The organism is Sulfurimonas sp. NW7, from assembly GCF_051132265.1.
GTDB lineage: Bacteria > Campylobacterota > Campylobacteria > Campylobacterales > Sulfurimonadaceae > Sulfurimonas > Sulfurimonas hydrogeniphila.
The window spans coordinates 1,486,952-1,508,977 of record NZ_CP093235.1; the positions used below are offsets into that span (position 1 = coordinate 1,486,952).

At 35.7% G+C, this 22,026-nt stretch carries 24 protein-coding genes; 21 read left to right on the forward strand and 3 right to left on the reverse strand.

Annotated features, from left to right (window positions below; translation table 11 throughout):
• The first annotated feature begins 118 nt into the window (after positions 1-118).
• The 10 genes from MLC35_RS07760 (at position 119) to MLC35_RS07805 (ending at position 8,734) form a co-directional block, all read left to right on the forward strand.
• Complete coding sequence (locus MLC35_RS07760; protein WP_151900003.1) at positions 119-520, forward strand: flagellar protein FlaG; 402 nt, start codon at positions 119-121, stop codon at positions 518-520.
• Positions 521-683: 163 nt separating this feature from the next.
• A complete protein-coding gene (locus MLC35_RS07765; protein WP_346388962.1) occupies positions 684-1,907 on the forward strand; it encodes an argininosuccinate synthase in 1,224 nt (407 codons plus the stop codon).
• Positions 1,908-1,922: 15 nt separating this feature from the next.
• The gene (locus MLC35_RS07770) at positions 1,923-2,660 is read left to right on the forward strand and encodes a ferredoxin-thioredoxin reductase catalytic domain-containing protein (RefSeq protein ID WP_418640491.1); all 738 of its coding nucleotides are present in this window, start codon (positions 1,923-1,925) and stop codon (positions 2,658-2,660) included.
• Positions 2,661-2,680: 20 nt separating this feature from the next.
• A complete protein-coding gene (rplI, locus tag MLC35_RS07775; RefSeq protein WP_418640492.1) occupies positions 2,681-3,127 on the forward strand; it encodes a 50S ribosomal protein L9 in 447 nt (148 codons plus the stop codon).
• 6 nt (positions 3,128-3,133) lie between these two features.
• On the forward strand, positions 3,134-3,679 hold the full coding sequence (hslV, locus tag MLC35_RS07780; RefSeq protein WP_151899999.1) for an ATP-dependent protease subunit HslV: 546 nt from the start codon (positions 3,134-3,136) through the stop codon (positions 3,677-3,679).
• A complete protein-coding gene (hslU, locus tag MLC35_RS07785) occupies positions 3,676-5,004 on the forward strand; it encodes an HslU--HslV peptidase ATPase subunit (RefSeq protein ID WP_346388964.1) in 1,329 nt (442 codons plus the stop codon). The genes hslV and hslU overlap by 4 nt, the downstream gene beginning before the upstream one ends.
• 46 nt (positions 5,005-5,050) lie before the next feature.
• On the forward strand, positions 5,051-5,935 hold the full coding sequence (gene era, locus MLC35_RS07790; protein ID WP_151899997.1) for a GTPase Era: 885 nt from the start codon (positions 5,051-5,053) through the stop codon (positions 5,933-5,935).
• Entirely contained in the window at positions 5,925-6,917 is a 993-nt protein-coding gene (locus MLC35_RS07795; RefSeq protein WP_434636487.1) for a L,D-transpeptidase family protein, read from the forward strand. Before era ends, MLC35_RS07795 begins: the two co-directional genes overlap by 11 nt.
• The gene (locus MLC35_RS07800) at positions 6,918-8,210 is read left to right on the forward strand and encodes a M99 family carboxypeptidase catalytic domain-containing protein (protein ID WP_434636489.1); all 1,293 of its coding nucleotides are present in this window, start codon (positions 6,918-6,920) and stop codon (positions 8,208-8,210) included. It begins immediately after the preceding gene.
• An 11-nt stretch (positions 8,211-8,221) separates the two neighbouring features.
• Positions 8,222-8,734: a hypothetical protein gene (locus tag MLC35_RS07805; protein ID WP_434636491.1), complete on the forward strand. Its 513-nt coding sequence runs from the start codon at positions 8,222-8,224 to the stop codon at positions 8,732-8,734.
• Between the two features lie 464 nt (positions 8,735-9,198).
• On the opposite strand, the gene MLC35_RS07810 is transcribed toward MLC35_RS07805, so the two are convergent.
• On the reverse strand, positions 9,199-9,801 hold the full coding sequence (locus MLC35_RS07810) for an ISAs1 family transposase (protein WP_434636478.1): 603 nt from the start codon (positions 9,799-9,801) through the stop codon (positions 9,199-9,201).
• Between the two features lie 75 nt (positions 9,802-9,876).
• On the opposite strand from MLC35_RS07810, the gene MLC35_RS07815 reads away from it, so the two are divergent.
• From MLC35_RS07815 to MLC35_RS07855, 9 genes are read left to right on the forward strand one after another with little or no spacing between them, the layout of a single operon-like run.
• Positions 9,877-11,022 (forward strand): hypothetical protein, encoded by a 1,146-nt coding sequence (locus MLC35_RS07815; RefSeq protein ID WP_434636493.1) that lies wholly within the window; start codon positions 9,877-9,879, stop codon positions 11,020-11,022.
• On the forward strand, positions 11,019-11,651 hold the full coding sequence (locus tag MLC35_RS07820; protein WP_151899993.1) for a hypothetical protein: 633 nt from the start codon (positions 11,019-11,021) through the stop codon (positions 11,649-11,651). The genes MLC35_RS07815 and MLC35_RS07820 overlap by 4 nt, the downstream gene beginning before the upstream one ends.
• Positions 11,651-12,097: a hypothetical protein gene (locus tag MLC35_RS07825; protein ID WP_151899992.1), complete on the forward strand. Its 447-nt coding sequence runs from the start codon at positions 11,651-11,653 to the stop codon at positions 12,095-12,097. The genes MLC35_RS07820 and MLC35_RS07825 overlap by 1 nt, the downstream gene beginning before the upstream one ends.
• Positions 12,098-12,106: 9 nt before the next feature.
• The gene (gene mshL / locus MLC35_RS07830) at positions 12,107-13,747 is read left to right on the forward strand and encodes a pilus (MSHA type) biogenesis protein MshL (protein WP_151899991.1); all 1,641 of its coding nucleotides are present in this window, start codon (positions 12,107-12,109) and stop codon (positions 13,745-13,747) included.
• A gap of 3 nt (positions 13,748-13,750) precedes the next feature.
• Entirely contained in the window at positions 13,751-14,557 is an 807-nt protein-coding gene (locus tag MLC35_RS07835; protein ID WP_434636495.1) for an AAA family ATPase, read from the forward strand.
• Complete coding sequence (locus MLC35_RS07840; protein WP_434636497.1) at positions 14,550-15,374, forward strand: CDC27 family protein; 825 nt, start codon at positions 14,550-14,552, stop codon at positions 15,372-15,374. Before MLC35_RS07835 ends, MLC35_RS07840 begins: the two co-directional genes overlap by 8 nt.
• Positions 15,371-15,916: a hypothetical protein gene (locus tag MLC35_RS07845; RefSeq protein ID WP_151899988.1), complete on the forward strand. Its 546-nt coding sequence runs from the start codon at positions 15,371-15,373 to the stop codon at positions 15,914-15,916. Before MLC35_RS07840 ends, MLC35_RS07845 begins: the two co-directional genes overlap by 4 nt.
• Before the next feature lie 8 nt (positions 15,917-15,924).
• A complete protein-coding gene (locus tag MLC35_RS07850; protein ID WP_346388972.1) occupies positions 15,925-17,661 on the forward strand; it encodes a GspE/PulE family protein in 1,737 nt (578 codons plus the stop codon).
• Positions 17,658-18,905 (forward strand): type II secretion system F family protein, encoded by a 1,248-nt coding sequence (locus tag MLC35_RS07855; RefSeq protein WP_434636499.1) that lies wholly within the window; start codon positions 17,658-17,660, stop codon positions 18,903-18,905. Before MLC35_RS07850 ends, MLC35_RS07855 begins: the two co-directional genes overlap by 4 nt.
• On the opposite strand, the gene MLC35_RS07860 is transcribed toward MLC35_RS07855, so the two are convergent.
• Both MLC35_RS07860 and MLC35_RS07865 read right to left on the reverse strand, forming a co-directional pair.
• Complete coding sequence (locus tag MLC35_RS07860; RefSeq protein WP_434636501.1) at positions 18,906-19,484, reverse strand: YigZ family protein; 579 nt, start codon at positions 19,482-19,484, stop codon at positions 18,906-18,908. It abuts the gene before it with no gap.
• 12 nt (positions 19,485-19,496) lie between these two features.
• Positions 19,497-20,207: a YebC/PmpR family DNA-binding transcriptional regulator gene (locus tag MLC35_RS07865; RefSeq protein WP_151899984.1), complete on the reverse strand. Its 711-nt coding sequence runs from the start codon at positions 20,205-20,207 to the stop codon at positions 19,497-19,499.
• A 73-nt stretch (positions 20,208-20,280) separates the two neighbouring features.
• Between MLC35_RS07865 and MLC35_RS07870 the strand changes: the two genes are divergently transcribed.
• A complete protein-coding gene (locus MLC35_RS07870; protein ID WP_151899983.1) occupies positions 20,281-20,730 on the forward strand; it encodes a hypothetical protein in 450 nt (149 codons plus the stop codon).
• A 3-nt stretch (positions 20,731-20,733) separates the two neighbouring features.
• Positions 20,734-21,999 (forward strand): O-acetylhomoserine aminocarboxypropyltransferase/cysteine synthase family protein, encoded by a 1,266-nt coding sequence (locus MLC35_RS07875; RefSeq protein WP_346388974.1) that lies wholly within the window; start codon positions 20,734-20,736, stop codon positions 21,997-21,999.
• Positions 22,000-22,026: the final 27 nt, after the last annotated feature.

A 22,026-nucleotide genomic window follows, 5' to 3' on the forward strand; every position in this document is an offset into this window, starting at 1 on the left:
CGCAAGATTATCATAAATATTTTAGAATAAACACAAAAAAATAAAATATTTTCTAAAGTTATTCACGGCATTGTCGATTTTGTCATTACTAATTACACTTTTCGCAAAGGAGTATGTCATGGATGGCATTGCAAATGTTGCAAGACAGCAGCAGTCACAGGTAGGTTCGGCAGAAATTCAGGGACGATCGCAAAATCAGTCACAGCAGGTACAGCAGACAGCACAGACAAGAACAAAGCAGGCTGATGTTATTAAAGAAACACAAAATTCTGCAGCTGACAATACAAAAAATACAAACGCCCAAAAAGATGTTGAAAATCTGGTAAAGGAGCTCAATGATGCACTTTCTCCGCTCAATACAAGTATAAAATTTGGAGTAGACAAAAATGACATCTTTTATGTAGCGGCGATAGATACAAAAACAAATACCGTTATTCGAAGATTTCCGGCAGAACAGGCACATGATTTTCTTCCAAAAATGCAAGAGGTCAGCGGAATTCTATTTGACTCTAAGGGGTAAAGTGTACTTCACAAAGTACTGCATTTACTCTTGAACCCTCTTTACATGTAAACACACCTTTGGCAAGTTTTACTAAAAAAAACAAATACAAAATTCATAAGCAACTTCTCACCTGTTTTTCGTTATAATCGCGGTAATTATTTTATTATCAAAGGTTTTTTACATGAAAAAAAGTGTTAAAAAAGTTGTTTTGGCATACTCTGGCGGACTTGATACCAGTGTTATACTCAAATGGCTGCAAGACGAATACAAATGCGAAGTTGTTACTTTTACAGCAGATTTAGGACAAGGTGAAGAACTTGAACCTGCACGTGTTAAAGCACTTGAACTTGGCATTAAACCTGAGAATATTTTTATTGATGATTTACGCGAAGAGTTTGTAAGAGATTTTGTTTTCCCGATGTTTCGTGCCAATGCTATTTATGAAGGGGAATATCTTTTAGGGACATCCATTGCACGCCCTTTAATAGCAAAACGTCAGGCAGAAATTGCAAAAATCACCGGTGCTGACGGTGTAGCGCATGGGGCAACAGGAAAAGGCAATGACCAGGTTCGCTTTGAAATGGGATACCTTGGACAGGACTCTACACTTACCATTATCGCTCCTTGGCGTGAATGGGATTTAAATTCTCGTGAAAAACTTTTGGCCTATGCGGCACAGCATGGCATTCAGATTGAGAAAAAAGGAAAAAAATCCCCTTATTCTATGGATGCCAACCTTTTGCATATCTCTTATGAAGGCGGTATTTTGGAAGACCCTGCAGCAGAGCCGGAAGAGTCGATGTGGCTGTGGACAACTTCACCGCAAAAAGCACCGGATACTCCCGAATACATAGAGATCGAATACAAAAATGGTGATCCGATTGCACTCAACGGAGAAAAACTTTCACCTGCCACAATGCTGCAGACACTAAACGAATATGGCAACAAGCACGGAATCGGTCGTGTTGACATCGTTGAAAACCGTTTTGTCGGCATGAAAGCCCGCGGATGTTATGAAACTCCGGGCGGAACGATTATGCTCAAAGCACACCGGGCAATAGAATCCATCACACTTGACCGTGAAGCAGCGCACCTTAAAGATGAGATGATGCCTCGTTATGCAAAACTTATATATAACGGTTTTTGGTTTGCTCCTGAGCGTGAAATGCTGCAGGCAGCAATTGATCAAACACAAAAATGGGTGGAAGGAACAGTACGATTAAAGCTTTACAAAGGAAATGTAACCGTTGTGGGAAGAAGTTCTGATGTTTCGCTTTTTAATCCTGAATATTCTACTTTTGAAGAAGATGAAGTTTACAACCAAAAAGATGCAGAAGGTTTTATAAAACTCAACGCATTACGTTTTATCATTGAAGGTAAAGCAAGAAACAAATTTAAAAAATAACTAGAGGAACGAGATATGAGTATAATAAAAATTGATATGAATTCACCGGAATTTCAGGCGGAACTTGAAAAAACAATCAAATTTACAGACAAGGTCAATGCACAGTTCGGTTGGGTATACAACCCGCAAGAAGAAGTGAACGAAGGCGTACAGATGGGCCTTGCACGAAACAAGATGATGTACAAAAAAAGATTTTGTCCCTGTTTTATGGTTGAAGAAGTTGACGGAAAGCCAAAATCGGTTGATGACAGAATCTGTCCTTGTAAACCTGCCATTGAAAAAGAAATTCCGGAGGGTGGCGTCTGTCACTGTGGAATTTTCTGTACTCCAGAGTTTGCCGAGAAAAAGCGTATTGAACTCGGTATGGAAGAGGCCGCACACAGCCATTCCAGAGGACTGACAAAAGAGGAGTGCGAAATACTTGTGAACAAAGACGAACTTGACGGTGATGAGCTTGTATCCCTTTTAGAAGCACGTGAACTGAAAATGGTTAATTTTAAGCTTGTAGATGTACGCGAATATATGGAATGGCAGATGGGGCACATTAAAGGTGCAGACAAACTGGTACCGACAAGTTCATTTTTTCAAACATGGGAAGAAACAAACTACGGTAAAAATGAAAATATCATACTCTACTGTCATGTAGGAAGCCGTTCTGCTCATGTTGCAAGAATTCTTACAGACAACGGTTATACAAAAATCGGAAACTTGACAAATGGTATTGTTGCCTATCCAGGTGAAATAGAAAGATAAAATAAAACTAGGAATAATCTATGAAAGTATTATTAATTAAAGATGTAAAAAGTTTGGGTAAAGCCGGTGAAGTCAAAGAGGTCAAACCAGGTTATGGTCAAAACTTTTTAATTAAAAAAGGTTTTGCCAAACCTGCAACACCTGAGATTATTGCTGAACATGAGGCAGAAATCAAAAGAAAAGAAGAAGAAGAAAAAGCTGAAATAGCAAGACTCAAAAATATTGCAGAAAAACTTGATAAACTCGAAGTTATCATTACAAAAAAAGTTGGCAACAACGGGCACCTGTTTGGGGCTATAACCAAAGAAGAAGTCGCAAATGCACTCAAAGAACAACATGACATAGAGATAGATAAAAAAGCCATTACAGACAAAACAGCGATTAAAACAATTGGGGAACATGATTTGGATTTGAAACTCGGTCACGGAATTCATGCAAAACTCCATGTAGATGTTCAGGGAGAGTAAGAATTAATGTTTGATGCTACTACCATACTGGCCTACAAAGGTCAAAAAAAAGCCGTTATCGGCGGTGACGGTCAAGTGACCTTTGGAGACAGCGTTTTAAAGGGCAATGCAACAAAAATCCGCAGGCTGCATCACGGTAAAATTCTGGCAGGGTTTGCCGGAAGTACTGCTGATGCTTTTAATCTGTTTGATATGTTTGAAGAATTTTTAGAAAATAAAAAAGGAGATTTGCTCAAATCTGTTGTTGAGTTTTCTAAGGCTTGGAGAAAAGACAAAGTGCTGCGTCGTCTTGAGGCTATGATGATTGTTTTGAACAATGAACATATATTTATTTTGACGGGAAACGGCGATGTGGTTGAGCCGGAAGACGGACAAATCGCTTCTATAGGAAGCGGAGGCAATTTTGCCATTTCAGCTGCACGCGCATTAAAAAAGCACGCTTCATTGGACGAAGAGGAACTTGTCAAAGAGTCTTTACATGTAGCGGCAGATCTTTGTATATATACAAATCACAATATTAAAACACTCATACTCGATGGAGAAGCGCAGTGAATTTAACACCAAAAGAAATTGTAGAATATCTGGACAATTATGTCATTGCTCAAAAAGATGCGAAAAAAACCATTGCACTTGCTTTGCGAACACGCTACAGACGTATGCAGCTTGATGATGAACTCAAGAATGAAATTACTCCGAAAAATATTTTAATGATTGGTTCAACCGGTGTCGGAAAGACGGAAATATCACGCCGTCTGGCTAAAATGATGAAAGTACCGTTTATAAAAGTTGAAGCAAGCAAATATACAGAAGTGGGGTTTGTCGGTCGTGACGTAGAGTCTATGATTCGTGATCTGGTTGTAAATTCCATCAGCATTGTCAAAGCGGAACAGGAAGAAGCAAACAAAGACAAAATAGAAAACTACATTATCAATAAAATCACAGAAAAACTGCTCCCTCCCCTTCCTGCCGGTGCAAGTGAAAGCAAAAAAGATGATTATCAACGCCTCTTAGAAGCTATGGAAAAGCGTATAGAATCCGGTGAAATGGATGATAAAGTCATAGAACTTGAAATAGAAAAACTCAATATCGAATTTAATGACACAAATTTACCGCCGGAAATGGCCAAAGTGCAAGAGAGTTTCTCCAAAGTCTTTGCCACAATTAACAAAGAAGACAACAAAAAAGAGGTAACGGTTAAAGATGCCAAGATGCTTCTTCGTCAGGAAGCAACCAATAAACTTCTTGATATGACAAGAGTAAATGCAGAAGCATTGAGACGGGCGGAAAACGGAGGGATTATTTTTCTTGATGAAATAGACAAAATTGCACTCAGTGAAAAAAGTCAGGGACGGAATGACCCCTCAAAAGAAGGAGTCCAGAGAGACCTCTTGCCTATCGTAGAGGGAAGCAGTGTTTCAACAAAATACGGAACAATCAATACCGATCATATTCTCTTTATTGCAGCCGGTGCTTTTCATGTCAGCAAACCAAGTGATTTGATTCCGGAACTGCAAGGAAGATTTCCGCTTCGTGTAGAACTAGAAGCTTTAACAGAAGAGACACTCTATCAAATACTAACGCGTACACAAAACTCTCTGCTTAAACAGTACCAGGCTCTCTTGGGCGTTGAAGGCATGGAGTTGATATTTGAAGATGAAGCGGTAAGAGCCATTGCAAAACTTGCACACCGTGCCAATGAAACGGCTGAAGATATCGGTGCAAGACGTCTGCATACTGTGTTAGAGAGAATACTTGAAGATATCAGTTTCAATGCAGATGAGTATAAAGGAAAAGAGTTTGTCGTCACAGCAAAGCTTGTGCATGAAAAACTCGATAACGCCGTAGAAGATGAAGACTTATCAAGATATATATTATAATAAGTTCAGACACTTGTGTCTGTAAAAATAAGTAAGGTTTGTAAAAATGACTAAAGCTGGTTTCGTTTCCTTGATTGGACGTCCGAATGCAGGTAAAAGCACCCTAATGAATTCCCTTTTGGGCGAAAAAATTGCAATGGTAAGTCAAAAAGCCAATGCAACAAGAAAGCGTTCAAATGCAATTGTTATGCATGAAAATGCACAGATTATTTTTGTCGACACGCCCGGTTTGCATGAAAAAGAAAAAATGCTCAATCAGTTTATGCTTGATGAAGCCCTTAAAGCAATGGGTGATTGTGATTTAATCGTCTACCTTGCACCGGTGACTGATTCTACCGAACATTATGAAAGATTTTTAAAAATTAACAACGGACGGGTGAAGCATATTATTGTTTTAAGCAAAATAGATCAGGTTTCGCAAGAAAAACTTTTTAAATCGATTAGTGCCTACAATAAATATGCTGATCACTTTGAAGCGCTTATTCCTGTAGCAATTCCCCGTAAGGTAGGTCATAAAGACTTATTGGACACTATTGCAAAAAACTTACCGGAATCTCCTTATCTGTATGATCCTGAGGATTTGACAAGTGAACTTGTTCGTGACATTTATGCAGGATTTATCCGTGAAGCTATTTTTGAAAACATCAGTGATGAAGTCCCTTATGAATCGGATGTCATTATTGACTCTATCGAAGAAGAAACAGGAATTGACAGAATTTATGCCACAATAATTATAGAAAAAGAGTCGCAAAAAGGAATCATTATCGGAAAAGGCGGTGAATCCGTCAAACGAATAGGCAAATCTGCCCGAGAAAAAATCGAAAGACTCAGTGGGAAAAAAGCCTATTTGAACCTTCAGGTAACAGTCAAAAAAGGCTGGACAAAAGACAAAAATTTCCTCAAAGAGATAGGATATGACCATGGGCAATAGATTTTACTTTTTTGTTATAAGTATTATCTGTACACTTTGTTTTTCAACTGCTGTGTTTGCTTCAAACAATGACATTTTAACAAACTATCGACTGCATGGCATTAAAAATATTCAAAAAGAGTTGGATAAAAGCCTTAGTGATAAAAATTATTGGCAGGAGTTTCTCAAAAACAAAGACACCCAATTTGGCTATATTGAATCCTATACAAATATTTTACTGTGTGACAAATCAAAATCAGAACTGTTAATTTACTCAAGAGACAGCAACAACACATACAGGCTGCAAAAAGAGTACAGTGCTTTCACGGGAAAATTCAAAGGAGACAAAACCAGAGAAGGCGACCTTAAAACACCTGTTGGCGTTTATGATATTGTAAAAAAGCTATCAAAAGTCGACTCTTTTTACGGTCCAATGGCATTTGTGACTTCCTATCCGAACCTCTATGACAGATACAAAGGCAAAACTGGACAGGGTATCTGGATTCACGGACTGCCAAGCAATCAGGAAAGAGACGAATTTACAAAAGGGTGTATTGCCATCAATAACAAAAGCATAGAATGTCTTAATAAAAATATTGATATCAAAAAAACAGTATTGATTATAAAAGAAGATACAGGCAGCAACTATACTGTATCAAAAGAGACCCTGGCACTGCTTTTATCCAATCTGTACGCATGGCGCTATTCCTGGCTTTATAATAATCTGGAAGATTATCTTCACTTCTATGCACAGGAATTTAAAAGATTTGACGGTATGAATCTTGAAAAATTCAAGCAATACAAGCAAAGAGTTTTTAGCAAAAATGAAAATAAAATCATACTGTTTCGCAATATAAACATCATTGCATATCCCAATATTGAAAACTTATACAAGATAACCTTTAATGAAGAGTACAAATCCGACAGTTTCTCTTTTCATGGAAAAAAGATATTAATTGTACGCTTACAAAACAATCAATTCAGCATTATAACAGAGAAATAAATGTCTCTGATTTTCAATATATGCCTGGCACTTCTTTTTTCATCTGTTCTCAATGCAAATATTCAGCTTATCAAAAAAGAAAACAGTGACTCAAACACCACTCTTTTAGTTATAGGCGGAATTCACGGTAATGAACCCGGCGGATATTTTGCAGCTTCAATCTTGGCCACACACTACACTGTAACATCGAAGAATTTATGGATTATTCCAAACTTGAACAAAGAAAGTATTATGGCTAACAAACGTGGCATTCATGGTGATATGAATCGTAAGTTTTCACATATCAAAAAAGATGACAAAGACAGAAAAATCATCCAAGAAGTCAAAAAAATAATACTTTCAAAAAAAGTTTCTTTAGTCTTAAATTTACACGACGGACATGGTTTTTACCGTAAGCAGAACCAAGGCAGTATATTTAATCCGAATGCCTGGGGACAGACCTGTGTTATTGACCAGTGCCGGCTCCAACAAAAACAGCTTTTTGGCGACTTAAACACTATTGCAGAAACAGTCAAAAACAATATCAATAAAAAACTCCTGAAAAAGCATCACAGTTTCAATGTAAAAAACACCAATACAAAGTATGAAGATGAGGCAATGCAGCTTTCTCTTACCTACTTTGCTGTTACAAATGACAAGCCGGCATTTGCCATCGAGACAAGTAAAAATCTCTCCAGCTTGTCTCAAAAAGTCTTTTATCAACTCCTGGCAATAGAAGAATATATGAAAATAATGGGAATCGCCTACAAACGCGACTTTGAATTAAATGCAGCACAAATCACGAATATAATAAAAAACTATGGAACATTAGTAATAAATCACAATATTTTGTTAAATTTGAATGATATAAAAAACTCTTTAAGCTATATTCCGATAAAATCAAAAAGTAATGAGTTTTATTTCTCCCATCCGTTGGGAGAAGTAAAAAGAAAACAAGGCAGATATTTGATATATATCGGGAATAAGTTAGTAACTACACTCAAACCCCAATATTTTAAAATGTCGGATTATTGTCCCGAAAAATACACAATTGTTATAGACAATAACGAAGTTTCTTTGCCAAAAGCTTCAGAATTTTATGTAAGTGACGATTTTAAAATCGTCAAGAGTAAAAAACACCGTGTGAATGTTATAGGTTATTATAAAAAAGACAGAGTAGATGAAAGTCAGATAAATATATCTTTAAAAGAGTTAAACAAACACTATTCAGTTGATAACAATAACAAAACATACAGGATTGAGTTTTACAAAAATGATGAATTTTGTTCCATGTTATTGGTTCATTTTAAATAGGATTATAGTTAATGAATACATCAACACAGCACTCTTTTTCAAGTGTATTATCAATTAATCCATACAAAGAGACATACTTTAGTGGAATATCGAGTTTCATCACAGAAACAACAAGTCCAAAATTTTCAAAAGATCAGTTTGTAATTTCATATATCAGTACAAAAGAATTTATAACTGCCCAGATTGCAATCAGTAAAAATATTCCTGAGGAAGATTTGTTTGATGCTATCAGTAACAAAGCATATGATGAACTGGCCCTTGATCAGGCAGTTGAGTATAAAATTCGGTACATAGAATCATTTGACACATTAGATGAAGAAAACAGATATTTTCATGTCTTTATCGTAGACCCTTTGGACATAACCAATACTTTTATAAAAATTATTGAAAAAGTAAAATATATTGATGTCATCCACCCCAATCCTCTAAAAACTAAATTTCAAGAGTTGAGAGATAGAATCATCCAAATCCCATCTATTGTTGATAAGTTGTTCTTGTATAGATTTTGCACCATTAAGATGTAAAATATTAAGAATCATACTTCTAATGATTGTCATTAAAAATGGATTTAAATGGCAGTTATGGTCATCTTCTCTAAGCGCATTATCTTTGTACTGGTGCATCGTTTCTACTTTCCAATGATGTAGTATTTTATTATGAAAAAATTCTGCTTCTTCACGAAAGTTTGCAATACAGAATTGAATTCTTGTGCTATTGGTCACTTCTTTAGTTTGATGATTTATATGCTCTACTTTTTTGATAGTTTTTATTATTGAACGAACATGAGAAATTCCATTATGGTAAAAAGTTGTAGGTTTATATACAAACACTTCCCTTTGTATCCATTCATTTGATTGCTGGATAGGTTTTGCGTTATAGGTGCTTGTTGGTTTCATTTCCCTTGATATTTCATCTATTTTATCAAGGAGTGTTTTTTGATTGTCTTTAACTTTAGCAATATATTTTGAGCCACTATTTTCAATGGCATCTAGCGTTTTTTTTGAGTATTCATTGCATCAAAGGTAAAGATGAATGTATCATCCAACTCCCCTATCATAGCCTGTAGGGCTGGTATCTCATTAGACTTCTGTGCTATTTGTTGATGTGCAATGACTACACCAATTTCTGAAAGAACTGCACCTACTACTTCAATTGAACGTTTGTCTTTATATCTACTACCGTTCATGACCTTTCCATCAACACTCAGGTGTTTTCCTGTAGTATCAACATAGTTCTTAATCCATTCTCTAAAAACACCTTCTACCTCCTCTGAATCTACTTTTGCAAGTATCTCTGATACTACACTTTTTTTTGGAGTGAGTATAAATTCTATCCCTAAAAGTTTTTTTATTTGTTCTTTTTGAATATGTTTATCTATCCAAATTGAAATTTGTTTGTAGTCTGTTGCTCCCATTAATCCAGCTAACACAGATAAATATAAAACATGCTCTATTTTATGTCTCTTCCCTTTGGCTTTACGATAATCTGTAACTCCTGAAAATAGTTTCAAAAGTTGATTTGATTCGGCTTGTTCTTTATACCCTTTAATTGATCGCTTCTTTGAAAGTTTTTCTCTTGATTTTCTTGCCATTTCTTCTCTTTTTATTTTTTAATACTTACAGCAATTATCGTTCTACTTTTTGTTATGGCTTTTTTTAGGATTGGGGTGGATGTCATCATTCCTTCGCCTCTTTTAATCAAATCACTTTATACAAAAGAACTCATCGACAGTAACGGTGTACACTGTTTTATATATATTCAGGAAAATGATGCATTTTTGACTATTTACGGCAACAAGGAATTTGTTTATACCAAATCTTTAAAATATTCTCTTGTAGAAATGCATGAGCGTTTTTGTGAACTGTATGGTGAGAGAATTGAATATAACGAATTTATATACTTTTTTTCAAAAGAAAATCTTAAAGAAACTACAAGCGATTACAAAGAATTTTTTATTCGTCTTTATAAAGAATTGTTTGCAAATATCAATGATATTCTCACCTATGCAAAAAGAGCATTTGATATTGAAAAATTTGAGCATGTATATATAGGAGCACAGCTTCCCACTGTAACAAAACTTTATGAAATGCTGGAAGTTGAGTTAAACATAAAGTCAAGTGAATTTGAATTTGATTACGGTTTTGAGACCGAAGATGAATATGTTGATCAGCTTCATGCACTTATGCATATTTATACAACACTGCCCAAAGATGAAATATATGAATGCAATTTTACTGATTACAGACGACCGCCGAAATTCATCAAACGAGAAAGCGGCAAACTTATAATTTTAATATTTGCTTCCTTTGCTCTTGCGTTTGCGTACCCTATAACATACTGGATACTTACGTATGCACAGACTCTGCAAGAAGATCTGCTCAAACAAAAATATAAAGAGATTCATAATATCAAAATAACCAGAGAAGCCACTATTAAAAACAGGAAAGCAGACAAAGAAAAATCATTGAAATTGCTTGCCAAAGAACAAACAGAATACTCTGAGAAAAAAAACACTCTTATGAAAATTCATGAAGTAAAAGTTGATTATCCCATGAAAGCAAAACTTTTGACAATGTTCACTAAAAACTTAAACAAGTATGGTGTAAAGATTGAAGAAGCAAAGTATGCAGAAGATAATAAAACAAAAACACTGACTTTTTATTTAGTTGCCAATAATGACAGAAAGATTACACAACTTGTTGAATATCTCACTAAGATTTATGAAGGAAAATACAAGTTTATCCTTGAAGAGATTGTCTTTGATGAAAAAACAAATAAATACTTCAGTGAATTAAAGGTGCGTATATTATGAAAATAAATCTTGAAGACTATCTCCATAGAATAGATGCAGCTTTTAAAAACAAAACCCAAAAAGACATCTATATGACTTACCTGATGGTTGTCGGTATCATTTTTACCTTTGCATACCTTCTGTTCTGGGACAGTTCCTTTGACAAATTCACACAGACAAGAGCCAGTGTGCAAAATCTCCAGACAAAGATAAATGCCGATAAAACATTTCTGCAGCATAATCCAGAATCAAAAATTCTACAGCTTGAAAAAGAAATCAGGAACATAAACAATGAGATAATTGTCATAAAAGATACCAACTCTTATATAAAAAGTAAAATTGAGACTATTTCATCTTTAATATATGATGAACGGGCATGGGGTGAATATCTTGATTCCATAGCGACTAATGCACAAAGATATAATGTCAAACTGCTTACCCTGACAAACAAATATGCAAAAAATGAGAGTTCTTTTGGACACATACTCGATATTACAATTGAATCAACTGCGAATTATAAAAACACCTTGAAGTTTATCAATTCATTAGAACAGAGTGAACTGGTCGTTGATATCCACAACTTTGATATAAAAGCTGATCAGGCGTTGATTTCTGATTTAAATATATCTGTATGGGGGATTACATACTAATGAAAAAATTCTACTTGATTTTAATGCTCCTTCTGACTTCGCAACTTTTTTCCAACAATCTGGCATGGGTTGATGAGCAGATTGAAGCCATTAAACCACCAAGAATCGGAGTTTCTGAAAAAGAGATTGCAAGGATAAAAGATCCTTTTATTTTTTTACACAAGAAAAATGATTCCAAAAAAAACAAAACAACCAAAAAAACAGTATTTGGTGCGCATGCAAACTACAAAAAAGTCACGCAACACAGCACTGTGCATTTCAGGCTTGATGCCATCTTAAACAAATCGGCAATGATTAATGGAAAATGGTATAAACAGGGTAAATATATTTATGGTTATAAATTGATTAAAGTCGGTAGAAATTCTGTTCTATTAGTTCGAAAAAATAAAAAACTTCTGCTTTCAACAAAAAGTAAAAGTAAAAAAATAAAAATCTATAATAAGTAGGGATCTCAAATGAAATTTATACAAACATCGGTTTATGCAACAATAATGACCGCGATGCTTTCAACAACCAGCTTTGCAGATTGTTCTTATGAGCTTTTTAGTATCAGTTCTGCAAAAAATACCAAAATCATTGACTTTGTAGAACAATTGAGTGATGAATGTGGTTTCAGTATCATAGTAACTGACCCTCATGCCGAACAATTCCTGAAAACCAAACTGAATAAAACAAACTTAAAGAATTTAACGATTGATGAAGTGTTAGATATTATATTGACACAGCATAACCTTTCCTATACTCTTGAAAACAACCTTTTAAAAATATCCTATTTAACAACAAAAGTTTTCAACATAGACTATATTCTTTCACAAAGAAAAAGCACAGGCAGTACAGATGTCACGCTCAGTTCTTCCTCAAATGCACAACAACAGGGAGGAGGAGCTGGCGGTGGCGGCGGCAGATCTTCCAATTCCCAAAGAGGTGCCGGTGGAAACTCAGGAACCGGTGGAGGCAATTCTACATCAGATACAGGTGTAAAAATCGAAAGTTCTGATGAAGTTAAATTTTGGGAGCAACTTGATACAGAGTTTCAGAGTATTCTCAACCGTCCAAATGACATCTACAAAGCAACGCCTCCAATTATAAACAAAAATGCAGGTCTGATAACTGTAACAGCTACAGACAAACAGCTCAAACGTTTTGAAAGTTATCTAAAAAAATTACAAGACAAGGTAAAACTCCAGGTACTGATTGATGTACAACTGCTCTCCGTTACCATGAGCAAGGGAAAAACAACAGGTATAGACTGGAAACAGCTGTATGCTCTGCAAAATGTCAAACTCTCTGCAAGTACAGCAAACTATAACAATATCGGTACGACAATACCTGCCAATGGAATTATTACAGATACCGCTGCTACAGGTGCGGGTGCATCACAACTTTTTACTATGAGTGCCGGCGGACAACTGACAGAGGTTATCAAATTTTTAAAAACACAGGGAGATGTTACTTCCATATCGAATCCGAAAGTGCTTACTTTAAACAACCAACCGGCACTTATTACAGCAGGGACAGAGTATTTTTATAAAATCCTCTCATCAACCAACCAACAGGGAACAGGCGGCGGAGTCGCTGCTACAACCCAAACCGATTTGGTCAATTCTGTCTTTGCCGGCGTTCTTTTAACAATTACTCCGGAAATTTCTGATGACAAAACAATCACTCTGAGAATAAACCCCTCTCTCTCAGAAACAACAACAGATATCTCCCAAACACCAAATACAGGAAGAGATATGCCGCCGGATTTAAACCGCCGTCAACTCTCTTCTGTTGTAACTGTCAAAGACGGCAACAGAATTATTTTGGGCGGACTTATAAATTCCAAAAACACAAATAATTCAAATCAGGTTCCAATCTTAGGCAGTATTCCGTTCCTTGGTAATTTATTTAAACATGAAGAAATGGTAAAAACAGTTGAAGAACTTGTCATAATTATTGAACCGCATATTATCCATAAAGAAAAAGATTCAATCTCTTTAAGTGATTTAGGTTATGAGGGACTGAGCGACGAATTACTTACACTGGAAATGGCCTCAAAAAAGAAAAAAGAGATAAAACTGAATCAGACTGATGACAAGGAAGAAGGTAAATAACATATGGAGAGTATCTTTGCAAATTCAAAAAATGTTTTCTTAGATACAGTCAATGCCAAGGACTATATACAACTAGACAGAGTCTCCACAATCTATAAATCCTTAAAAGACTCTATATCCAAACCATTAAAGATGGTACTTCTTTTTGGAAAACCGGGAACCGGAAAAAGTATGTTCCTGAGCAAACTCTATGATGATTTAGTGCAAGAGTGCGATATCTATCTTTATGAAACACCTATTTTAGATGAAACAGAATTTTATAAAGTCCTCGCTCAGGATATTTTCAACATCCAATATAATGACACCTTAAACTTAACGCAGTTTATGAAAATTGTAAAAGAGAGAGCTGTTGAGCAGGTACCAATTGTTTTACTTGATGAAGCACAGCTCTATTCTGAAGTTTTAATGGAAAAAATAAGACTTTTATCAGATACAAGATGTATTAAATTTGTTATAACCCTGCACAAAACAGAAAAAGAAGATCTCATCGCAAAAGAGCATTTTCAAACAAGAATCTGGGAAACTTTTGAACTTGAAAATGCATCAAAAGCAGAACTCAAGATTTATATACAAAAAAAACTTATGAAAGCAAACTGTTTTGATACAGCAAATATGTTTCACACTAAAACAGTAAATAATATCTACAAACTTACACAGGGGAATTACAGAGATACCAATAAACTGCTTTATACTCTTTTTGATATTTATCATACTTATGAACAAAACAGTCATTATTCATTAAGTACTACACATATTCCCAACAAATTTATTGAAATGGCTGCCATACACACAGGACTTATCAATGCTTAATATTCGTGATTTGGAGAAACGTTGGAAAATCTATAAAATAAAATCATTTTTACCTTACTTCATTGTCAGTATTGTTTTATTCGCGATTGTTCCGGCTGTTTACTACTTTTATACAGCCAACAGTAAAGCTGTATCACAAAAAAAGCCTGTAACAGCAAAAAAAACAGTTCAAAAATCAATTCTTCCGCCAAAAAACCAACCGGCAGCAGTAAAAGTCAAGCCGGTAAAAAAACAACCTGCGCCAATGGCTGTACAGCCAAAACCAGTAACAGCACAACCTAAAACAGTTGTCGCAGACAAAACAAAAGAAACCTCTTTCCAAACACTCAAGCCATCAATGAATTTTATGAAAAACATTCAACATGAAGTAAGACAACCACAATACAGATATAAACAAACAAAGCACAAGCATTTCAAAGAAAGAAAAGTTACAGAGGCTGTTCAAGATATCTCAGTCAAATCGCCTTCAATAAAAAAAGAGAAAAAAATCAGTATCACTATCCAAAGAAAAGAGACCCAAAATGATATTTTTGAAATTATCAAGCGTTTTAAAAAGAACAAGAACCCTGCTTTGAGTCTTTTTGTCGCAAAAAAATATTATGAACTTGGAAACTACAAACAGGCATATAATTATGCACTGATTACAAATCAGATCAATTCCAATATTGAGGCAAGCTGGATTGTTTTTGCAAAATCTCTTATGCAGCTTCACCAAAAAAACAAAGCAATCCATACACTGCAGGAATATATAAAAGTTTCACACTCAAGTAATGCCGAAATTCTCTTAAATGAAATCAAATCAGGAAAATTCAGATGAAATTACTACTGCTAATCATGGTTACATGTAACCTTTATGCCTATAATATAAAACAAAATTTATTTACTCTATATCAAAATAAAAAATATGAAGAGGTCTGCACCATAGGTTTTAACAATTTTCAAAGATATAAAAAAGATGAAGAGTTTGTCAGTTTATATGCATTTGGCTGTTTACATTCAGACTATATAGACAGATTGTCAATACCAATAACAATGCTGAAGTTTTCAAAAGAAGCTCGTGCAAACTCAGCCTATTTTGCAGTTATTTTGATGCAAAAGAAACTTTTGTACCATGCCCTTATCGACGGATATGAATTATCTCAATATGTTTTGCCATCAACAGATTATATATTGTCAAAAGTCTTTGATTTATATGTAAAACTTGGAAAACACAAACCCAGAACCTTTTATCTGTTCAATGATCCGACAGATAAAAAACTAAGCTATAAACTCTATATTTCAAAAGATGACAGAATAAGCAAGATGATTATTGAAGAATATTATGATACAATAATTTTAAAACGTCACATATACTGGTAGGAGTTATTGTGGATAGAATAACAACTGATTTACTTGCCAACGGCTCAATTATGAAAAGCCAGGTTGACAGGCTTCTGGCAAAAGGAATTAGTGAAAATTTAATTCTCAGAGATATCACACTTTCCGGATTCATGACTATGGATCGTCTTGTAAGATTTATTGTGCAACAAATAAGAGAAGGTGTTTATGATCTCTCCATTATAGACAATTATGATTATATAGAAGAAAAAGCAGTCCTGCAAAGGCTTGCAAAAGAGCTGAATCTTCTTTTTGTTGATCTTGATTCGATTGATATGGATTACAATCTCATTGAAAAAGCGCCTCTGAACCAACTTGAAAAACATAATGCTATTCCTGTTTCACAGGATGATCTGAGTGTTACTGTCGCTTTTAGCGATCCTTTAAACATGGATGCACAAGAAGCTGTCCAAAGACTCTTTCCAAGAAAAGTTCTTAAAATTGCTTTGGCAACAAAAAAACAAATTGTATCCTATCTCTATAAGATCAGTCTCAAAGACAGTATTAAAGATCTGGTCAAAAAAATACGTGATGAACTAAATTCCATCAGTTCTATTGAGGAGCAACAAGAGGCCTCCTCTATTTTACAACTCATAGATGTTGTTTTAAAAACATGTATTAATGCACGGGCAAGTGATGTCCACATCGAACCTACTGAAAAAAACTGTGTGGTTCGTGGACGTGTTGACGGAAAACTCACAGAAATGTTTATTTTCGAAAAAGACATCTATCCGCCTCTGGCATCAAGACTCAAACTGCTTGCAAATTTGGATATAGCTGAAAAAAGAAAGCCGCAAGACGGCAGATTTTCAACTTCTGTAGGGGCAAAAGAGTATGATTTTCGTATATCAACACTGCCCATTCTTTATGGCGAATCAATTGTTATGCGTGTTTTAGACAAACAAAAAGCGCTTGTAAAACTGGAAGATGCCGGGATGGACGCCAACAGCTATCAAAAACTGCTCAAGGGTCTCAAAACTCCTTATGGAATTATTCTGGTTACAGGACCTACAGGAAGTGGTAAAACAACTACTTTATATGGTGCATTAAATGAGCTGAGAAATGTTGAAGACAAAGTTATTACTGTTGAAGACCCCGTAGAGTACAGAATGAATCTTATTCAACAGGTACAGGTAAATGCAAAAGTAGGTTTGAGTTTTGCTGATGCGCTCAGGTCAATTTTAAGACAAGATCCGGATAAAATTATGATTGGTGAAATTCGAGACCAGGAGACTCTCGAAATTGCCATAAAAGCAGCACTTACCGGTCATATGGTTATATCTACGCTTCATACAAATGATGCAATCAGTGCAATACCCAGAATGGCCGACATGGGAATAGAACACTACCTCATCAGTGGTGCACTTGTAGCCATTCAGGCACAAAGACTTGTACGAAAGATATGCAGACACTGCAAAGTAGAAGACACTCTTTCCGCATCCGTTTTGGAAGAGATAGACGGGGTTGTGCCCGAAGGGACAATCTTTTACAAAGGCAGAGGGTGTAAAGAGTGTTCAGATACAGGATATATGGGAAGAGAAATGATTTGTGAAGTACTTAATATTTCAGAAGAACTCTCTTCTTTGATTGCCAAAGGTGCATCAAAAGAACAGATGCTTGAACAGGCAAAAAAAGAGGGATTTGTCGGACTCTTTCAAAATGGCATCCAAAAAGCAATTGACGGAATAACCAGCATAGAAGAGATATTAAAGGTAGCCAAGGGATGAAGTATTTTATAGCCACTGTTTTAACAAAAGGAAAAAAAGAGGAGATTGGACTCTATGCTGAAAACAAAAAAGAAGCAAACAGTTATGCCAAACTGAAATTTTCCGGTATCATCATCAAGGTTTCAGAAGCGCAGGAGCCTCTTGAAGTACAACTTAAAAGATTTAAAACAAATTTTTTATCAAATATAAAAAAAAGAAAAATCAAACCTGATGCTCTTATTGCTGCTATCCGGCAACTGGCTGTTATGACAAATGCCGGTATTTCCATCCATGATTCTCTGACAGAGATAGCAAATGCAACAACAGACGAAGCCCTCAAGAGTGTTTTTTCAAAAATTGCAGAAGATATCAATGCAGGACACTCCATTTCATCTGCCATGCAGAACTTCCGGTATGAACTTGGAAATCTTACAATTGCGATGGTCGAACTCGGAGAAAAGACAGGTAATCTGGATGAAGCCTTATACTCTTTGGCAAATATGCTTGAAGAGATACGGGCCAATGTTGTAAAGTTTAAAAAAGCGATGGCATACCCGCGAAATGTCATGATTGCCATGGCTATAGCGTTTACAGTTTTAATATCCTACGTTGTCCCTCAGTTTAAAGCTATATTTGAAGAACTTCATGCCGAACTGCCTCTGCCGACAGTTATTCTTTTAAAACTTGAATATATTTTCAATAACTTCGGTCCCTATGTTTTAGCCGGATTGGCTGTAGCATTTTTAATATTCAAATATCTTATCAACAATTATGAACATATAAGATACGGTTGGCATAAATTTTTACTGAGAGTTTATCTCATAAAAAATATTATTAAATTTGCAACTTTAAGTAGATTTACCCTTGTATTTTCTGAACTTATCCGTGCCGGAATTCCAATAGCTGAAGCTCTTGACACCGCCACAGCAATGGTAGACAATCTTCCTCTCAAAAGAAAACTCCAATCAGTCATCAGCACTGTAGAAAAAGGAGGAACACTGAATAAAGGACTTGAGGAAACAGGACTTTTTGAAAATATGATTATTCAGATGATTCGTGCCGGAGAAGACAGTGGTACCCTTGATACAATGATTAAAAAAGTTGCAGAATATTATAAGATGCGATTTGATGCCATTATAGACGGTTTAAGTGAAGCCATTGAACCAATTATGCTGCTTATTATAGCTTCTATGGTTATATTACTGGCACTTGGTATTTTCTTGCCAATGTGGGATATGGGCAATGCGGTGCAGGGAAGAAGATAGCTACACCGTACTAACAGTTGCTACTCTGGCAGTTTTGGAAAGAAAATTTTTCATATTTTCTTCACTGGCTGTAACTGTATAAGAGACTTTTTCATCAAACTCTTTTTGAGAAACAGTGACAGCAAACTCTTTGCACTCATACTCTATAAAGCGCACATCACTGTAATCAAAAACAATTTTTTGCGTCAATTCTTTTTTATACTCATACAGCTCTGCTTTTTCAATTACTAAATTCACAGCATCACTGTATGCTCTGACCAATCCGCCAGTTCCTAACTTTGTACCGCCAAAATAGCGTACGACAATCACGGCAGTATTGATAAGTTTCTGTCCTTGCAAAACCATCAGAGAGGGTTTTCCCGATGTTCCGGAAGGTTCACCGTCATCACTTGAGTGTTCAACTGTTTGATCATACTTATTCAGGTATCTGTATGCCGTTACAAAATGCCGTGCTTTAGGATGTTCTTCTTTTAGTTTATGAAGCAGCGTTTCATATTTGTCGTATGGCACCAGGTAAGCAATAAACTTTGACTGCTTCACTTCAAGAGTATTTGCATACTCTTCTTTTATATAGTACATGTAAAGTATATTTTACGCTAAATTGGTATAAACTTTTTGAACATCCTCATCATCTTCGAGTCTTTCTAAAATTTTATCTACATCAGCCTGCTCTTCTTCGCTGATTTGTATCGGAGTATTTGCAATTCGCTCAAGTGTTGCTTTTGTAATTTCTACACCCATTTTTTCCAGTGCTTCATTCATCGTACCAAAACTTGTATAGTCAGCTGTCACTAAAACAACTCCGTCTTCTGTTTCTATCTCTTCAAGCCCTGCATCTATAAGTTCAAGTTCCAGTTCTTCTATATCCATATCTTCTGAAAGTGGAAATTCAAAAAGAGCTTTTCTCGAAAACATAAATTCCAAAGAACCGTTTGTAAGCATTTCTCCACCGTTCTTATTTAAAATACTTTTGACATTTGCTACTGTTCTTGTGTTGTTATCAGTTGCACACTCAATAAAAAGCAGTACACCGTGAGGCGCTTTTCCCTCAAAATTTACCTCTTTCATATCGGCACTGTCTTTGGCAGTCGCCCTTTTTATAGCCGCATCAATATTGTCTTTTGGCATATTTTCAGCTTTTGCATTTAAAATTGCAGTTCTAAGCTTAGCATTCATATCAGGATCACATCCACCCTCTTTTGCCGCCATTGTGATAACTTTACCAAGTTTTGGGAACAATTTGGACATTGCTCCCCATCTTTTTAATTTTGATGCTTTTCTATATTCAAATGCTCTACCCATAAAAAAATTCCTTATTCCGATTATTTTTGAAATTATACCATTTTAGGTGTATAATACGACACAAGGAACATTAATGAGGCTCAGTTTTAGATTAAAACATCATTTTTTCAGTGCTTTTCGCGAACTCTTTGTACACCATCACGGTTCATTGGAATTTCGTGCAAAAATTTTTGCCCTGATAATTGCAGCCAATAAAGAAGCAACAGTGGAAAGCTATATCCTTATAAAAAATATTGGACTGGATCTCTACAAAGAAGATACTGACAGAGCAAATCTTCTGATGCTTTCAACAAAAGAACTTGTCAAAAAAGTACAAGACAACAATGGTTTAAATATTGACGCACTTGTTTTAAACATACAAAAAGAGTTGAAAATAATTCCCAGATACGCACATAAAATAGATATCGATTCACTTCGCAGACTACTCCAGTATACTTATGATACGGACACTTTGGCCTACCAGGAAAATATTTTAGAATTTTTACAAAAAATTAAAGATGAAACACTCAATGACAAAGGATAACCTGTGGATATACAAACATTAGCACTCCATGCCGGATATGAAAAAGATACGCAAGGGACTATGGCGGTTCCGATTTATCAGACAACTGCCTATGAGTTTCGTGATGTAGAACATGCTGCGAATCTTTTTTCATTAAAAGAACTCGGCAACATATACACACGTCTTAACAATCCTACAACGGATGTTTTTGAAAAACGTTTTGCAGCACTTGAAGAGGGTGAAGCAGCCATTGCTACAGCAAGCGGTATGAGTGCAATCTTTTTTGCAATTGCCAATGCAGCCCAGGCAGGAGACAATATTATTTGTGCCAAACAGCTTTATGGAGGAAGCTTGACGCTCAGCACGCATACACTCAAACGTTTTGGCATAGAAGCCAGATTTTTTGATGTGCATCAACCCAAAGAGATAGAAGCACTTATTGATGAAAATACAAAAATAGTCTTTTTTGAATCATTGACTAATCCGAGTATTGATGTTGCGGATATAGAGGCAATTACCTCCATTGCAGACAAATATAATATTTTAACTGTTGTTGACAATACAGTTGCAACCCCTGCTTTGTGCCGTCCTTTTGAGTTTGGAGCAGATATTACTGTACACAGTGCCAGTAAATATACTACAGGTCAGGGGCTTGCCATAGGCGGAATCATGGTTGAGAGAAAGAATCTTGCAGAAAAACTCAAAGACAATCCGAGATATGCTCATTTTAATGAACCTGATGCTTCGTACCACGGACTTGTCTACACAGATGTCGGGCTTCCTCCCTACACACTTCGCGCCCGTCTTTCCCTTTTGCGTGATTTGGGTGCTGTTGTCTCTCCCTTTAATTCATGGCTCTTTATTCAAGGAATGGAAACACTCCCCTTACGCATGAGAGAACATTCAAAAAATGCACTTTTACTGGCAGAATTTTTAGAATCACATCCTAAAGTAAAAAAAGTAAACTACCCTGGCTTAAAAAGTAATCCTAACTATAAGAATGCTCAAAAATACTTTCAAGACGGTTTGTGCAGTGGACTGCTCAGTTTTGAGGTTGAAAATTTTGATGAAGCAACAAAAATTGTCAATGCCACAAAACTCTATTCACTTGTTGTCAATATCGGTGATTCAAAATCGATTATTACGCACCCTGCTTCGACAACGCACCAGCAACTCTCACATGAAGAACTGCTTGCCTGTGGTGTTCCTGAAGGTCTGATTAGAATTTCCTGTGGTTTGGAGAGTCCAAAAGATTTAATTGAAGATATGAAAGAGGCACTTGAAGCATAATTAAGACTCTTTTGCTAAAATACTGTT

Coding starts and splice junctions, on each gene's coding strand:
- rplI (WP_418640492.1), top strand. CDS start 2,681: ATGAAAGTATTATTAATTAAAGATGTAAAAAGTTTGGGTAAAGCCGGT.
- MLC35_RS07870 (WP_151899983.1), top strand. CDS start 20,281: ATGAGGCTCAGTTTTAGATTAAAACATCATTTTTTCAGTGCTTTTCGC.
- MLC35_RS07855 (WP_434636499.1), top strand. CDS start 17,658: ATGAAGTATTTTATAGCCACTGTTTTAACAAAAGGAAAAAAAGAGGAG.
- mshL (WP_151899991.1), top strand. CDS start 12,107: ATGAAATTTATACAAACATCGGTTTATGCAACAATAATGACCGCGATG.
- MLC35_RS07865 (WP_151899984.1), bottom strand. CDS start 20,207: ATGGGTAGAGCATTTGAATATAGAAAAGCATCAAAATTAAAAAGATGG.
- hslV (WP_151899999.1), top strand. CDS start 3,134: ATGTTTGATGCTACTACCATACTGGCCTACAAAGGTCAAAAAAAAGCC.
- MLC35_RS07765 (WP_346388962.1), top strand. CDS start 684: ATGAAAAAAAGTGTTAAAAAAGTTGTTTTGGCATACTCTGGCGGACTT.
- MLC35_RS07845 (WP_151899988.1), top strand. CDS start 15,371: ATGAAATTACTACTGCTAATCATGGTTACATGTAACCTTTATGCCTAT.
- MLC35_RS07810 (WP_434636478.1), bottom strand. CDS start 9,801: ATGGCAAGAAAATCAAGAGAAAAACTTTCAAAGAAGCGATCAATTAAA.
- MLC35_RS07835 (WP_434636495.1), top strand. CDS start 13,751: ATGGAGAGTATCTTTGCAAATTCAAAAAATGTTTTCTTAGATACAGTC.
- MLC35_RS07860 (WP_434636501.1), bottom strand. CDS start 19,484: ATGTACTATATAAAAGAAGAGTATGCAAATACTCTTGAAGTGAAGCAG.
- MLC35_RS07825 (WP_151899992.1), top strand. CDS start 11,651: ATGAAAAAATTCTACTTGATTTTAATGCTCCTTCTGACTTCGCAACTT.
- era (WP_151899997.1), top strand. CDS start 5,051: ATGACTAAAGCTGGTTTCGTTTCCTTGATTGGACGTCCGAATGCAGGT.
- MLC35_RS07770 (WP_418640491.1), top strand. CDS start 1,923: ATGAGTATAATAAAAATTGATATGAATTCACCGGAATTTCAGGCGGAA.
- MLC35_RS07760 (WP_151900003.1), top strand. CDS start 119: ATGGATGGCATTGCAAATGTTGCAAGACAGCAGCAGTCACAGGTAGGT.
- MLC35_RS07805 (WP_434636491.1), top strand. CDS start 8,222: ATGAATACATCAACACAGCACTCTTTTTCAAGTGTATTATCAATTAAT.
- MLC35_RS07840 (WP_434636497.1), top strand. CDS start 14,550: ATGCTTAATATTCGTGATTTGGAGAAACGTTGGAAAATCTATAAAATA.
- MLC35_RS07795 (WP_434636487.1), top strand. CDS start 5,925: ATGGGCAATAGATTTTACTTTTTTGTTATAAGTATTATCTGTACACTT.
- MLC35_RS07800 (WP_434636489.1), top strand. CDS start 6,918: ATGTCTCTGATTTTCAATATATGCCTGGCACTTCTTTTTTCATCTGTT.
- MLC35_RS07820 (WP_151899993.1), top strand. CDS start 11,019: ATGAAAATAAATCTTGAAGACTATCTCCATAGAATAGATGCAGCTTTT.